Consider the following 15,318-nt stretch of genomic DNA (forward strand, 5'->3'; position numbering starts at 1 on the left):
CGGCCGCAAATGGTTTGCGACGAAACCCGGCTGGTGGCGATGAAACCGGTCGATCTGCGCCCTGCCTCTGCCCAGTAGCGCCGGGCCATGCCCGGCGGGTGGCCTGAGTGTGCGGACCAAGGTCCGCACCCACCGAGGAGGTCCGCACCCACCGAGGAGGTCCGCACCCGCCGAAGGGGTGCCCACCCGCCATTACACCGGCACGGCCCCCGGGCGGCCGTGGGTGACCTGGAAGCGCGCCGCAGTACGCACCGGCGCATCCGCGCGCAGCACGCTGTCGGCGAAGCGCAGCTCGGCGTCCACGGTCTGGCGGTTCAGCTGCAGCTTCCACCAGCCGCGGCGGTCGCCGTCGAAGTAACGGATGTGCGGGTTCTGCGGTATTGATGGCCCGTAATACGGTCCATACGGTGTGTCGTCGCCGCCGCTGCTGATCGCCGGAGCGATGAATTCGGTGGCGACGACCGGCGCACTGGCGGCATCGAAGTCCAGCTTCAGGTCGTTGACGAAGGTGGAATGCCAGTCCCCGCCCAGCACGATGGCATTACCCTGCCCACCCGCCTGCATCGCCTGCAGCAGGCGGTTGCGTGCCGCCGGATAACCATCCCAGGCATCGTTCCAGAAACGTTCGCGTGGCGTGCCGCCGTCCAGCCGCAGCTGCGCCATCAGCAGCTGCTGCACCACCACGTTCCAGCGCGTGCTGCGTGCGGCCGCCATCGACTGCGCGAACCAGGCTTCCTGGCCCACGCCCAGCATGCTCATGCGCGGGTCCAGGGCCGCCTCGCAGCGCGGCGACTCGCCCACCCCACAGGGATTGGCCGGGCGGAACTGGCGGCAGTCGAGCAGGGTCAGCTGTGCCAGGTCGCCGTAACGCAGGCGCCGATGCACGCGCAGGCCACCATTGCCGGCGGGCGTGCTGCGCATCGGCAGGTGCTCGTAGAACGCGCGGTAGGCCGCCGCGCGGCGAACGATGAAGTCCTCCGTCGAGACGCCAGGCTTCTCCGGATGGATGCCGGAGTAATCGTTCTGCACTTCGTGGTCGTCCCAGATCACCGCGAACGCGTGTGCGGCGTGCGCGGCCTGCAGATCGGGATCGAGCTTGTACAGCGCATACTGGTCGCGATAGCGCTCCAGGCTGACGGTCTCGCCGCTGAAGCGCCCGGCATCCAGCGTGCGTCCGCGCGCGTTCTGCAGCGGGCTGTACTCGTACAGGTAGTCACCGGCATGCAGCACCAGGTCGACGTCGCTCTGCGCAATGTCACGCAGCACCGGGTAGTAGCCGCTGTTCCAGGCCTGGCAGGTGCACAGCGCCAGCCGCAGCTGCTGCAGCTGCGTGTCCAGCAGCGGCGCGGTGCGGAAATGACCGACTGCGCTTTCCTCATCGCCATCGCAGGCGAAACGATAGCAGTAGTCACGGCCCGGGCGCAGGCCGTTGACCTCCACATGCACCGAATGGGCCAGCTCCGGCACCGCGGCAGCGACGCCACGCTGCACCAGCCGGCGCATGCCCGGGTCTTCGGCCACGAACCAGCGCACCGGCACCGCCCGCGACGGCATGCCGCCGCCGTTGAGCGGGTCCGGCGCCAGACGCGTCCACAGTACGGCCCCCTGCGGATCCGGATCGCCGGCAGCGACGCCCAGGGTGAACGGATCACGTCCCAACCGCGGGCGTGGGCCGGCCGTAGCCAGCCCCGGCATCGCCGCCAGTGCGATCGCTGCCCCCGTGCCCTGCCACGCCATGCGCAACAGGCGACGACGGCTTTCCGGATCAACAGGCCCGCGCATCAGAAGTGCACGGTGGCGGTGGCCATCACCTGCCGCGGCGCACCGACCTGCATGGTCGCCAGGCTGCGGGTCGGGTCGGCGGCGTAGGTGCCGTTGGTGTTGATCGAGGACAGGTAACGCTTGTCGGTCAGGTTGGTCAGGTTCAGCGCCACGGTCAGGTTCTGTGCCGGGCCGAGCTTGCCGACGTCATAGGCCACCGAAGCGTTGACCAGCCAGTAGCTGGGCACCGACACATCGTTGGTATAGGTCACGTAACGCTTGCCGACATGGTTGGCGGCCAGGCGCAGGTCCCACGGGCCCGGCGTCCAGGCCAGGGTGCTGGCGAACATCCATTCCGGGGTGTCGACGGTCTTCTTGCCGCGGGTCGGCACCACGCCGTTGTTCACGTAGTCGTTGTCGTAGGTGCTGTCATTCCACGACAGCGCGTTGGACCAGGTCAGGTCCTGCATCGGCTTCAGCTGCAGGGTCGCCTCGGCGCCGCGGCTGGTCACCGAACCGACGTTCGAGAACAGCGCCGGGCAACCGAGGATGCCCACGCACTGCGCGATGGCCAGCAGGCGGTTGTCGAACTTCACGTCGTACACCGCCACCGAGGCTTCATAGCCCTGGCCGTAGCCGCGCCAGCCCAGCTCGATGGTGCGCGACTGTTCCGGCTTCAGGTTCTTCGCGCTGGCATCGAATGCGGCCTGCGGCACGTTGAACGGGCTGCCCACGCCCAGTGCATAGGCCGCGATGTTCTTGGCGAACGAACCGAAGATCTCGTTGCCTTCGTTGAGCTTGAAGTTGAAGCCGGCCTGCGGCAGGAACCCCTTCTTCGAGGTCAGGCTGCTGTTGTTGGCGTAGCTGCCCAGCGGCGTGCGCACGCTGGTGCGGGTGTTCGGCGACTTTGCACCGATGTCGATGGTCAGGCGGTCATCGAACAGGCGGAAGCGGTCCTGCACGTAGAACTGGCGGGTGATGGTGGTGTAGCGCTGGTGCCACACGCGCTGGTCCGGATTGCGCAGGAAGAAATCGTCGGTGATCGGGCCGTCGATGTAATAGAAGTTGCGCTGCACGCTGTGGCCGTTGTCTTCGTACCACAGGCCCGCTTCCAGTTCATGGCCCGCCACGTTCCAGGTGAACGCCGAGGTCACGCCCGTGCGGTCGATCGCATACTCGGTGGTGCGGATCGAGATCGGGATCTCGCGGCTGGTGCCCGGGTTGGACGGATTGGACGGGCTGAACCAGTGGCCCTGGCCACGGTTGCTGTGGTTGTAGACGTTCACCTTCAGGCGCATCGACTCGTTCAGGCCGAAATCGCCGGCAATGCTGGACAGGTCGTCATTGCGCAGGCCGTGGCCGGAGTAATACGCGTCCCACGGGCTGTTGACGCCGCCGCTGAACTTGCCGCGTGCGGCAGCCACCGCGCGATCCCAGTCCGGGGCGTAGTTGTCCCAGTCCCAGCCGAGGCGATCGATCATCTCCAGCGACAGGTCCTGGTAGTCGGCCTCGACGCGGCGCGATGCGTTGAACAGTGCGGTGATCCTGCTGTCCGCGCCGAAGTTGTAGGTGGCCTTGCCGTTGAACTGCTTCAGTTCCTGCGAGCCCTTGCCCTTCCACTTGTCGCCTTCGGAATACACGCCGGACAGGTAGGCGGCGAAACCCTGGTGTTCACCGGTCTCCAGGCGCGCATAGCTGCGGCGCGCACTGTCGCTGCCGAAGCTCTGTGCCAGCACCACGCCATACTCGGTGGATGGATCGATCGAATAGAACTGGAACACACCGCCGAGGTTGCTGGTGGACGGCGTACCCAGCGCACCGATGCCGGTGGAGACTTCGGCACCGCCGAGATTTTCGCTGATCACCGCGCGGCTGATGTGCAGGCCATTGCTGTTGCCGTAGGCCATGTTGCCCAGCGGAATGCCATCGAGCGTGTAGCCCAGGCGGTTCTGGTTGAAGCCGCGCAGGCTGATGGTGGTGGACCACTCGTAGGCGCCGGTGGCATCGGCCGATTCGAAATGCACGCCCGGCTTGGTCGCCAGCAGCTTCAGCGGGTTGGCACCGGGCGGCAGCACCTTCATGTCCTCGGCGGTCACGCGCTGGACCTGGCGCGCTTCGCCGCGGCCGATCACCGAGATCGAATCAAGCGTGGTGGCCGACGGTGCGTCGGTGGCGGGGGCGGTTTCAGCGGCGGCAAGCGACGGCAGCGAAGCACAGACCAGCAAGGCCAGCAGATTGCGGCGGAGCGGAGCGTGGGACGGCATGGGGGCGGATTCCTTGGGCACGCTGGACGCCGAAGGGCGGCGTCGAAGGGCAGCAGCGGCGGAATCGTAGAAGCGTCGCGTTACATGTCATTTACACGCCACATACGGAAGATGGGCGTTTCGAATGGTTTGCAGGCCGGGTGGTGGTGCCGGCCGGCGGCCGGCACGGTCGTTACTCGAACGAACCGACCGAGTCGTGGGCCAGGTTGTCGAAGCGGGTGTATTCGCCGAAGAACTTCAGCTTGCACGAACCGGTCGGGCCACCACGGTGCTTGCCGATGATGATCTCGGCAAGGCCCTTGTCCGGCGAATTTTCCTTGTTGTAGTAATCATCGCGGTAGATGAAGACGATCATGTCCGCATCCTGCTCGATTGCGCCCGATTCGCGAAGGTCGGCCATCACCGGGCGCTTGTCGGTACGTGTTTCCAGCGAGCGGTTGAGCTGCGACAGCGCGATCACCGGCACGTGCAGTTCCTTGGCCAGGCCCTTCAGCGAACGCGAGATTTCCGAGATTTCGGTCGCGCGGTTCTCGCTGTTGCCCGGCACGCTCATCAGCTGCAGGTAGTCGATCACCACCAGGCCCAGGTCGTGCTCGCGCTTGAGGCGGCGGCACTTGGAACGCAGCACTTCCGGCGACACACCCGGCGTATCGTCGATGAAGATCTTGGTTTCCTTCAGCATCTTGATCGCGCTGGTGACGCGGCTCCAATCCTCGTCTTCCAGCTGGCCAGTACGCAGGCGCTGCGCGTTGATGCGGCCGTTGGAGGAGATCAGGCGCATCGCCAGCTGCGAGGCCGACATTTCCATCGAGAACACCGCCACGCCCTTCTTCGACTTGATCGCCGCGTACTCGGCGATGTTCAGTGCGAACGTGGTCTTGCCCATGGCCGGGCGCGCGGCGAGGATGATCAGGTCGGTCGGCTGCAGGCCGGCGGTCATCGCATCGAAGTCGTTGTAGCCGGTCGGCAGGCCGGTGATGTTGCCGCCGTTCTCGAAGCGGTTGCGCAGCTCCTCGAAGGCATCCTTCAGCGCACCCGGCATGGCCACGAAGTCGGTACGTCCGCGTGCCCCCTGCTCGGCGATGGCGAACACGCTCTTTTCCGCCGATGCCAGAAGCTCGCTGCTGTCACGGCCTTCGGGCTGGAAGCCATCGTTGACGATGTCGGTGCCGACCTGGATCAGCTGCCGCAGCACCGCCTTGTCACGCACGATCTCGGCATAGGCCACGATGTTGGCCGCCGATGGCGTAGTGCTCGCCAGCTCGATCAGGTAGGCGCCATCGCCCACCAGCTCCAGCTTGCCCTGCGATTCGAACCACTCGCCCAGGGTCACCGCGTCGAACGGCCGCTCACGCTCGGACAGCTCGCGGATCGCGCGGTAGATCATCTGGTGGTCGCGGCGGTAGAAATCGCCCTCGGTCAGCTGATCGTTGACCCGGTCATAGGCCTCCGGCGCCAGCATCAGGCCACCCAGCACCGCCTGCTCGGCTTCCACCGAATGCGGCGGCACGCGCAGCTGGTCGATACGCGATTCGTCGCGATCGCGATCGAAGCCATCACCGCGCTCTCTGCGGTTGGAACGGAAGCCGGAACGAGCGGACATGCTGCGGTGTTTCCTGCAAAAGTGGGCCGGACGAGTGTAGGCATGCGCCGACCCCGGCAGCCATGGACAAGCCTGTGGATAAGCCGTGGAGTAACGGGGGATATCCGCCAGTGCCTGGCCACTCTGGCGCGGGGGCGTCGCAGTGCCTGCGACGGGCGCCGTTGCGACGCCCGAGCGGGGCATTATCGCAGATCAGGCGGCCCGGGTCGGATTCCGTGCAGCGTACGCGCTCTGGCCCGCTCAGCGGGACGTGGGGCCAGGGCCCGTCGCTGCGCGCCGGGATCCGACCCCGGGCGTGGTTGGGGTCGGATCCCTCTGCGAAGCAGAGGGCTCTGACCCCATCGGCCTCAATCGCCCTTGACGTGCACCGCAATCAGCGCCAGGAACCGGTCCACGTAGCCCTGCAGGAACTTCTGCGTGCCCTCGTTGTGGATCGTGCCGTCGGCATCGATCAGGCCGTCCTTGAAGTGGATGAACGCTTCGGGCTGGCCGAGCACATGCATGTCCAGGAAGGCCAGGCTGATGCGCAGGTGCTGCTGGGCCACGGCGGTACCGATCTGGCCGATGGAGGCGCCGATCACCGCCGCCGGCTTGCCGGCAAACGCACTGTCACCGTAGGGGCGCGAGCCGATGTCGATGGCGTTCTTCAGCACGCCCGGTACCGACCGGTTGTATTCGGGGGTCACGAACAGCACCGCGTCGGCGGCACGCACCTGATCCTTCAGCCGGGTGCCCTGCGGCGGGTACTGGCCATCGAAATCCTGGTCGTACAGCGGGAGATCGCCGATCTGCACGTACTGGAAGCGCGCGCGGTCGCCAGCGATCTTCTCCAGCGCATGGGCCAGCTTGCGGTTGCAGGAATCCTTGCGCAGGCTGCCGACGAACACGGCGATGGTGGGGACGGACATCGGGACATACTCCTCACGGTGCGGGAGGCCCAGCCTAGACGCCGGGCCCGTGCCGTCCGGTGAAGATCAGCCGCCGGTCACGCCGGCCCGCACCTGCCGCCAATGCGCCTGCCAGGCCTGGAACATCAGCACGTTCCACAGGTGGGTATGCCACTTGCGCTGCCCCCCCAGGAACTGCTGCCACAGCGGCTGCACCGCCGACGCCGACAGCACTCCCTCGCGCTCCAGGCGTGCCGGCTGCAGCAGGTCTTCGGCCCACGGCCGCAGGTCGCCCTTCAGCCAATCGCTGACCGGCGCACCGAACCCGCGCTTGGGCCGGTGCACCATCGACTGCGGCACGTAGCGGCCAAGAACCCGCTTGAGCAGCACCTTGCTGGTGGTTTCGCTGCGCTTGAAGCCCAGCGGCAGCGACCAGGCGAACTCGGCCACGCGCCAGTCCAGCAGCGGCGCGCGTGCCTCCAGGCTGACTGCCATCGAGGTGCGGTCGACCTTGCACAGCAGGTCATCCGGCAGGTAGGTCACGTAATCGGCCAGCATCATCGCGTCGGCCGGTGTGCCGGCGCCGTGCAACGGATCGGCCAGGTCGTAGAAGCTGCCGGCAGCCTGCGCGCCCGGCACTGCCGCCGCCGGATCGCGCCAGCGCGAGATGCGGTTGCGGTACACGTCGCCGATGCCACGCGCACCGGACTCGGCCAGCAGCGCGGCCAGTCCGCCGGTCCGCGAGGCCTCGCCCTGCTGCTGCGCGCGCGCGCCCATCCAGCGCCGGAGCGGGCCCGGCACGCGGCCCAGCATCTGCCAGTTGCGCAGCGCGCGCACGTAGCGGGTGTAGCCGAAGAACAGCTCATCACCGCCGTCACCAGACAACGCCACGGTCACGCCCTGACGCGCCAGGCGCGCGACCAGCGCGGTCGGCACCTGCGAAGCGTCGGCGAAAGGTTCGTCGAACATTGCCGGCAGCTGCGGCACGACTGCCAGTGCATCCGCGCCGCTGACGTAGAGCTCGGTGTGGTCGCAACCCAGATGCGTGGCCAGTTCCCTGGCCAGCGGTGCCTCGTCGTGGCCCGAATCGGTGAAGCCGATGCTGAAGCTGTGCACCGGCTGCCCGCTCTGCGCCTGCATCAGCGCCGCCACCAGCGACGAATCGGTACCGCCGGACAGGAACACGCCCACCGGCACGTCGGCCACCATGCGCAGCGCGACCGCATCGCGCAGCAGCGTGTCCAGCTGTTCCTCGGCCTCCTCGATGCGACCCTGGAACGGGGCCGCCAGTGCGACCTGCATGCGCGCACGCGCATCCCAGTAGGGGCGCTGTGCCTGCTCCGGGCGGTGCGCGGCCGCACCCGCCGCTACGGCTTCGGCGTCCAGCCGCAGCACGCGCCCGGGCATCAGCTTGTAGCAGCGCTGGTGGATGCTGTGCGGCGCAGGAATGTAATCCAGCCGCAGCAGCAGGGTCAGCGCATCCCGGTCGATGTCGTTGTCGAACGCCGGGTGCTGCCACAGCGCCTTCAGTTCAGAGCCGAACACCAGCGTGTCACCGGCCCAGCCGTAGTACAGCGGCTTCTTGCCGACGCGGTCGCGGGCCAGCCACAGGCACTGCTGCTGGCGGTCCCACAAGGCGATGGCGAACATGCCGTTGCAGCGCTGCAGGGTGTCCTCGATACCCCACTGCAGGATCGCTGCCAGCAGCACCTCGGTATCCGAATGGCCACGGAAGGTGTGCCCCAGCGGCTCCAGTTCGGCACGCAGGGCAGCGAAGTTGTAGACCTCGCCGTTGTAGGCCATCACGTAACGGCCATCGGCCGAGGCCATCGGCTGGTGCCCCAGCGGCGACAGGTCGAGGATGCTCAGGCGGCGATGCGCCAGCGCGATTCCGGCCGTGGCGTCGACCCAGCTGCCGCCATCATCCGGCCCGCGGTGGTGCAGTGCCTCGCCCATGGCCAGGACCTGCGCCTGCAGCACCTCGGCCGACGCCACCGGCGCCGGCAACAACATTCCCGCCAATCCACACATGCATCAGGGTTCCTGCGCCAGTTCAAGGGCGGCGCCAATCACTGCATTGTCGCTTGGAAGCCCGAACATTGCTGCCCCCGCCAGCGGGGTATAGGTATCGGCACCGCAGACCCGGCGCAGCGGCAGGTGGCCGAAACCGGCCTCGACCAGTGCGGTGACCACTCCCTCGCCTACTCCGCCGCTGTGGCGTCCTTCGTCCAGTACCAGCACACGCCGCGCACTGGCGGCCTGGGCGGCAATGAAGCCGGCATCCAGTGGCACCAGCCAGCGCAGGTCCACCACCCGCACCTGCCAGCCCATCTGCTGCTCGATCGCCGGCGCCGCGCGCAGCGCCATCGGCACGCCGTTGCCGTAGGTGTAGATCACCAGGTCGCCAGCCTCCGGCCCATAGACACGGCCTTCGCCCGGCACCAGCGCCTGGCCCTGGGCCGGGTAGTCGAACAGCCATTGGCCATCGCCGGGTGCGTGCAGGTCCTTGCTCATGTACAGGGCGATCGGCTCCAGGAACACGGCCACCCGCCCATCCACCCGCGCCAGCGCCGCCAGCGTGCGCAGCATCATCACGGCATCGTCGCCGCGCGATGGGCAGCCGACCACCAGCCCGGGGATGTCGCGCAGCGCGGTGATCGAGTTGTCGTTGTGGAAATGGCCGCCGAAACCCTTCTGGTAGCCCAGCCCGGCCACCCGCACCAGCATCGGGTTGCGGTACTGGTCGTTGGAGAAGAACTGCAGCGAACAGGCCTCGCCACGCAGCTGGTCGATGGCGTTGTGCAGGTAGGCCAGGTACTGGATTTCCGGAATCGGCAGCATGCCCATGTTGGCCAGGCCCTGTGCCATGCCCAGGATCATGGTCTCGTCCAGCAGGGTGTTGAACACCCGGCGCGGCCCGAAGCGGCGCAGCAGATCCTTGGTGACGGTGTAGACACCGCCCTTCTGCGCCACGTCCTCGCCGAACAACAGGCTCTGCGGATACTTGGCCAGCAGTTCCTGCAGGCCATGGTTGATCTGGATCGCGAGATGCCGCGGCGCCTGTCGTTCGGGCAATGCCTCGGCACCGCCATAGAGTGCCTCGCGCGCTTCGGCAGCGACTTCGCGCTGCGCTTCTGCCTGCACCGCTGCGGGCGTGTACGGTGCCAGCGGCGCCATCACCTCCCGCAGCGACTGCAGCTTCGCACTGCTTTCGGCATCGGCGGCGGCGGCCATGCAGCGCGCGCGCATCGTTTCGTAGGCCACTTCGATGGCGGCCGCATCCATCCACCCGGATTCCAGCGCGATCTGCGCCGAACGCAGCAGCGGGTCCTGGGCTTCGGCTGCACACAGCTCCGGCAGCGCGCGCCATTCCACTTCAAAGTCGGTACCGGCATGGCCCATCAGGCGCGTTGTGCGCAGATGCAGGAAGGTCGGCCGCCGGGTGCGTCGGCAGTGCTCCACCGCGGCCTGTACCTGCGCGTGGCCGATGGCCAGATCCAGGCCATCGGCAAAGAAATAGTCCAGCCCCGGCTGGCGGCTGAAGCGCTCGGCGATCCAGCCCTCCGGGGTCTTCACTGAAATACCCAGGCCGTTGTCCTCGCAGACGAACAGGATCGGCGCCGGCAGTTTCTGGTAGGCCGACCACATCGCGGTATTGAAGGCGGTCTGCGCGGTGGCGTGGTTGGCCGAAGCATCGCCGAACGAGCACAGCACGATGCTGTCGGGCGGAACCGGCAGTGCCTGCCCCAAGCGCTTGCCACTCTCGATGGCCAGCGCGGTGCCCAGCGCCTTGGGCAGGTGCGAGGCGATCGTCGAGGTCTGTGGCAGCACCCACAACGGCTTGCTGCCCCACACCTTGTGGCGGCCACCGCTGGCCGGATCCTCGGCACTGGCAGCGAACGAGAGCGCGGCATCGCGCAGCGGGTCGATGCCCGGCACCTGCCGCGAACGCTCGGCCATGAAGGCACCGGAACGATAGTGCAGGAACGCCGGATCGGTGTGCCTGCAGGCCCGCGCCAGCAGCGCGTTGCCTTCATGACCGGAAGAACCGATGGTGTAGAAGACCTTGTTCTGCACGCGCAGTACGCGTGCCATCAGGTCCAGCTGGCGGCTGGCCAGCTGCGAATCGAACAGATCATCGAACGCGGCGGCGGTGAGCGTACTGCCCGGCAGGATCGGTGCATCCGCCGCCGGTCGCGGGCGCGGCGTACCGCGCCAACCGCGCACCGCCTCGAGGAAATTGACGTCGCACACATCGGCGCGGTTGAGCACGCGCATGCGGGCGGGGATCGGATCTGGAACCACAGCGAACATCGAACACCCTCCGTGTCGTTGTTGCATTCCGCCGGGCGCGGCCCGGCGCTACCCTGTGGGGGTCACCTCAGTGAGAATCACGCCGCCTCGAACCGTGTGCGCACTTCGGCGGTCACCGCTGGCATCGGCAGGAAGCGCGGCTGCGCACGCACGCGCTGCAGCCAGGCACGCACTTCCGGGAACGGTTCCAGGCTGATGCCGCCCTCGCCCGCCACATCGGTATAGGCAAACAGGGCGATATCGGCGATGCCGTACTCGCTGCCGGTGAACCATTGCGCCTGGCGCAGGTGCTGCTCCATCACTGCCAGCGCGGCGCCGGCACGCTCGTGCAGGCGCGGCAGTTCAGTGCGACGCGGCGAATCAGGCGCCGTCCAGCCGCGGATGAAGCGCGCCACCGCCACGCACGGCTCATGCGTGTACTGCTCGAAGAACATCCAGCTCAATGCCTGTGCGCGCTCCCAGCCATCGCTGGGCAGGTACGGCGTGCCTTCGGCCAGCCAGAACAGGATCGCGTTGGATTCTGTCAGCACGCGACCATCGTCGCGGACGATCAGCGGGACCTTCGCGTTCGGATTCAATGCCAGGAATTCAGGGGTGTGGGTCTGGCCGTGGGCACTGTCCACTTCCACCCAGCGATAGCGGCTGCCGAGCTGCTCCAGCAGCAGGCGCACCTTGTGGCAATTGCCCGAGACCGACATGCCATGCACGGTCAACGGAACGCGCTCTTCCACCATTGCCTGCTCCATCGGATCCGGCCGGCGGCCGGCTGCGTGCAGTCTGGCAAGTGCGCCGGTGAATGCCAAGCGCGGGTGCAGCATGCCGGCACTACCGGGCAGCGCTCAGCGCGCGCGTTGCCGCCACTGCTCGCGCGACTGGCCCCAGATCTGCATGGGCTTGTCGTTGTACGGCGGCGGCAATTCGCCCATCCGCAGCAACGTGCTGCCCAGCTTGCGCGCGACCGCCCGCGAGTTGTCGTTGTTCTCGGCGATGGTATGGATCACCTCGTCCCAACCCAGCGTGTCGAAGGCCCAGTCGATCGCCGCGACGGCCGCTTCCGGCGCATAGCCCCGGCCCCAGCTGGCGTGGCGGATGCCCCAGCCGACCTCGGTACCCGGCCAGTCCTGCGGTTGCCAGGGGCCCATCCGCCCGATCCATTCCCCGCTGGATTTTTCGATCACGCTGAACATCGAGAAGCCGAACAGCTGCCAGGCGCCGGCCAGGCTGCAGAAACCGCGCCATGCCACCGACGCCGGTTGCACGCCACCCAGGGTGCACATCGTTTCCTCGTCGGCGCAGAACGCCAGGTAAGGTTCGTAGTCCTCGCGCAGCAGCGGGCGCAGGATCAGGCGCTCTGTTTCGATGCGCAGGTCGAAGATGCTCATGCCGACTCCATGTCGAAGGGGCCACCATGATGGTGGATTCCGCGTCCACACGGATGAATGCCCGCACTCGCAAAAGAACGGGCCGGCATGAGCCGGCCCGTCGGGTACAGCAGGGTGTTCTGGATTACTGGCGCGTGGCCGCAGTGGCGCCGGCAGCGGCGGTCTGCGTGACCAGCTGGCCATCGACCACAGGCAGGCGATCGCTGGCCGGCTTGTTGTCCATGCGCACGGTCTTCTCGGCGCCGTCGTAGCGGTAGGTCACGTTGTAGCCCTTCACCACGTCATTGGTGCCCATGGCGATGCGGTTGCCCGGCTTGCTGGCCATGCGCATGGTGCCGGTGGTGCCGTCCTCGTTGCGGTAGGTCACGTTGTAGCCGGTAACACGGCTCGACTCGGAGGTGGCGGTCTCGGTGTGGCACTGGCGCTCGGTACGGTTGACCACGCGGCCACCCACGTGGCGCTTGTCGATCTGGTTGCCGATGAAGCCACCGGCCACGGCACCGGCCGCGGTCGCGGCCTTCTTGCCGTTGCCACCGCCAACCTGGTTACCGAGCAGGCCACCGACCACCGCGCCGACCACGGTGCCGCCGACGTTGCCGTCACGCTCCGGCAGGCGCTCCTGCACGGTCACGTCCTGGCAGACCTCGTGCGGGGTCTGGGTGGTGGAGGTCTCGCGCACGGCATCGGTGCCGATCACGGTGGCGTAGGCCTTCTGCTTCTCGGTGATCGGGTCGACCTTCAGTACGTCGGCATATTCCAGCCCGCGCGGTGCAGACGGGTCGAGCTTGTCACCACGTGCGCCATCGTCAACGGCGTTGCCGTCAACCAGGCGTGATTCACCGTTGGGGGTTCCGGCGCTGATGGAATCAGGCGACTTGTCGCCGCTCTTCATGAAGGCGGCGGTGGCGATGCCACCGACTAGCAGCGCGCCCGCTGCGACCAGGACAGTTGTAGTTGTGCTTTTCATGACCTGCTCCTTGCGGACCATCCGCAACGTTCTCGGGCCAGATTGCAGCATGCACTGCCTGAACGGAATCTCCACATTTCCTGCTCATTCCTGTAACCCATTCAGCATCGGGAAATGCTGGGCCCGTGGTAGCGTTTGCATATTCCCCAGGAGGATCCACGCCATGGCCAACCCGATGCTGCTGCCGGTACTGCAATGGGCCCGCCGGCTGCGCTACCCCACCCTGTTCAAGCTCACCGCCGGCCTGTTCGTGCTGACCCTGTTCATCCCCGACCCGATCCCGTTCGTCGACGAACTGGTACTGGGCTTCGGTACCCTGCTGCTGGCCAACTGGAAGAGCCGCAATACAGTCCCGGCCCCGCCGCCGCTGGAACAGCGTTGACCCCGCTGGTCGACAGCCACTGCCATCTGGATGCCAGTGAATTCGATGCTGACCGCACGGCGGTGATCGAGCGCGCAGGCGCCGCAGGCGTGCGCGAGCAGGTGGTACCGGCCGTCACTGCCGCCAGCTGGCCGAAGCTGCGCGAGGTCTGCCGGCAGGCACCGGGGCTGTACCCGGCCTACGGCCTGCATCCGATGTTCCTGGCCGAGCACCGGCCCGACCATCTGCCGCTGCTGCGCGAGTGGATCGAGCGCGAACGACCGTGTGCGATCGGCGAATGCGGGCTGGATTTCTTCGTCGAGGGATTGGATGCAGAGGCACAGCAGGCGTACTTCATCGGCCAGCTGGAACTGGCTCGCGAGTTCGAGCTGCCGGTGATCGTGCACGCGCGACGCGCGGTGGATGCGGTCATTGCCGCGATCCGTCGCATCGGCGGCCTGCGTGGCGTGGTGCACAGCTTTTCCGGCAGCCCGGAACAGGCCGCGCAACTGCATCGGCAAGGCTTCCTGCTTGGTCTTGGCGGTCCACTGACCTACGAACGCGCGCAACGGCTGCAGCGCCTGGTGCGCGGGATGCCGCTGGAACAGCTGCTGCTGGAAACCGATGCACCGGATCAGCCCGATGCCGGCATCCGCGGCCAGCGCAACGAACCGGCGCGGTTGGCGGTCATCGCCCGCCACGTGGCCGCACTGCGCGGGATGGACGTTGAAGCCGTGGCACATGCCACGACGGAGAACGCGCGCCGACTGTTTGCTTTGCCGGCGTTGTAACGGGCAGCGGACCGGACGCCGGGCATGGCCCGGCGCTACCAATCCAACGCTGGAATGAGTGAATCAATGCAGGTGCCGACCTCGGTCGGCACGATCCATCAGGCCTCGCTGGCCTCAGCCACCCCGGCCTTCACCTTCTTCGGCTCCAGCAGCATTTCCAGCGCCTTGCCCACCGCAGCGAACGCGAACGCGCCGGTGATGTGCGTTGCCGCACCGAGGCCTGCGCCGCAGTCCAGTTTCAGTGCCGCATCCGCACCCAGGTTCGGACGAATGCCGCAGACGCTGCCATCGGCCTGCGGATACTTCACGTTTTCCAGCGAGTACACCGCCGGCACGCCAAAATAGCGCTTGGCGTTCTTCGGGAAATTGAACTCGCTGCGCAGCTTCTTGCGGATCAGCGCCAGCATGGCGTCATGCTCGGTGCGCGAGACATCGCGGATCCGCACCAGGGTCGGATCGGTGCGGCCACCGGCAGCCCCCACGGTCAGCAGCGGCAGCTTGCGGCGACGGCACCAGGCGATCGTCTCGACCTTGACCCGGAAGCTGTCGCAGGCATCGATCACCAGGTCGAATCCACGGTCCAGCAACTCGGCCATGTTGGACACGGTCAGGAACGCCTGCACGGCATCGACCTCGATGTCCGGGTTGATCGCGCGGCAGCGCTCTGCCATTGCCTCGGCCTTGTTGCGGCCGTAGTTGCCTTCCATCGCCGGCAGCTGGCGATTGGTGTTGGACACGCAGATGTCATCGGCATCGATCAGGGTCAGGTGGCCGACCGCCGAGCGCGCCAGCGCTTCCACCACCCACGAGCCGACCCCGCCCATGCCCACCACCGCCACGCGGCTGCCCTGCAGGCGCTCGAGCGCGCCTACGCCATACAGCCGTTCGATGCCGGCGAAGCGTTGTTTGACCTGTTCGTTCATCCGGCTATTTTAACGTGCAGGCGCCAGCGCCTACAGCGCGCCGGCATCGAACCCACCGTTGCACG

Annotated in this window: 12 protein-coding genes; 2 read left to right on the plus strand and 10 right to left on the minus strand. The window is 67.2% G+C overall.

Annotated elements, in window-relative coordinates; translation table 11 throughout:
- Nucleotides 1–192 precede the first annotated feature (192 nt).
- The 9 genes from QP552_RS13660 to QP552_RS13700 form a co-directional block, all read right to left on the minus strand.
- Entirely contained in the window at nt 193–1,782 is a 1,590-nt protein-coding gene (locus QP552_RS13660) for an alkaline phosphatase D family protein (RefSeq protein ID WP_286073876.1), read from the minus strand.
- On the minus strand, nt 1,782–4,025 hold the full coding sequence (locus QP552_RS13665; protein ID WP_286073877.1) for a TonB-dependent receptor: 2,244 nt from the start codon (nt 4,023–4,025) through the stop codon (nt 1,782–1,784). The genes QP552_RS13660 and QP552_RS13665 overlap by 1 nt, the downstream gene beginning before the upstream one ends.
- 172 nt (nt 4,026–4,197) lie before the next feature.
- A complete protein-coding gene (locus QP552_RS13670) occupies nt 4,198–5,628 on the minus strand; it encodes a replicative DNA helicase (protein ID WP_005410278.1) in 1,431 nt (476 codons plus the stop codon).
- 347 nt (nt 5,629–5,975) lie between these two features.
- On the minus strand, nt 5,976–6,536 hold the full coding sequence (locus QP552_RS13675; protein WP_099603905.1) for an NAD(P)H-dependent oxidoreductase: 561 nt from the start codon (nt 6,534–6,536) through the stop codon (nt 5,976–5,978).
- A gap of 66 nt (nt 6,537–6,602) precedes the next feature.
- The gene (asnB, locus tag QP552_RS13680; RefSeq protein WP_286073878.1) at nt 6,603–8,546 is read right to left on the minus strand and encodes an asparagine synthase (glutamine-hydrolyzing); all 1,944 of its coding nucleotides are present in this window, start codon (nt 8,544–8,546) and stop codon (nt 6,603–6,605) included.
- 3 nt (nt 8,547–8,549) lie between these two features.
- Nucleotides 8,550–10,829, minus strand: a complete 2,280-nt coding sequence (locus tag QP552_RS13685; protein WP_111111134.1) for a transketolase C-terminal domain-containing protein — start codon at nt 10,827–10,829, stop codon at nt 8,550–8,552.
- 77 nt (nt 10,830–10,906) lie between these two features.
- Nucleotides 10,907–11,563 carry a glutathione S-transferase family protein gene (locus QP552_RS13690; protein ID WP_111111144.1) on the minus strand — a complete coding sequence of 219 codons (657 nt, stop codon included), beginning with the start codon at nt 11,561–11,563 and terminating at the stop codon, nt 10,907–10,909.
- A gap of 105 nt (nt 11,564–11,668) precedes the next feature.
- The gene (locus tag QP552_RS13695) at nt 11,669–12,211 is read right to left on the minus strand and encodes a GNAT family N-acetyltransferase (RefSeq protein ID WP_286073879.1); all 543 of its coding nucleotides are present in this window, start codon (nt 12,209–12,211) and stop codon (nt 11,669–11,671) included.
- A 124-nt stretch (nt 12,212–12,335) separates the two neighbouring features.
- Entirely contained in the window at nt 12,336–13,178 is an 843-nt protein-coding gene (locus tag QP552_RS13700; protein WP_049429434.1) for a glycine zipper 2TM domain-containing protein, read from the minus strand.
- A 163-nt stretch (nt 13,179–13,341) separates the two neighbouring features.
- Between QP552_RS13700 and QP552_RS13705 the strand changes: the two genes are divergently transcribed.
- On the plus strand, nt 13,342–13,560 hold the full coding sequence (locus tag QP552_RS13705; RefSeq protein ID WP_005410285.1) for a DUF6116 family protein: 219 nt from the start codon (nt 13,342–13,344) through the stop codon (nt 13,558–13,560).
- Nucleotides 13,557–14,330, plus strand: a complete 774-nt coding sequence (locus tag QP552_RS13710) for a TatD family hydrolase (RefSeq protein ID WP_286073880.1) — start codon at nt 13,557–13,559, stop codon at nt 14,328–14,330. The genes QP552_RS13705 and QP552_RS13710 overlap by 4 nt, the downstream gene beginning before the upstream one ends.
- 98 nt (nt 14,331–14,428) lie before the next feature.
- Here the strand turns inward: QP552_RS13710 and QP552_RS13715 are convergent, their stop codons facing one another.
- Nucleotides 14,429–15,253: a tRNA threonylcarbamoyladenosine dehydratase gene (locus QP552_RS13715; protein ID WP_049429422.1), complete on the minus strand. Its 825-nt coding sequence runs from the start codon at nt 15,251–15,253 to the stop codon at nt 14,429–14,431.
- Nucleotides 15,254–15,318: the final 65 nt, after the last annotated feature.

Source organism: Stenotrophomonas sp. 59 (assembly GCF_030291095.1).
In the GTDB taxonomy this organism is placed as follows: domain Bacteria; phylum Pseudomonadota; class Gammaproteobacteria; order Xanthomonadales; family Xanthomonadaceae; genus Stenotrophomonas; species Stenotrophomonas maltophilia_Q.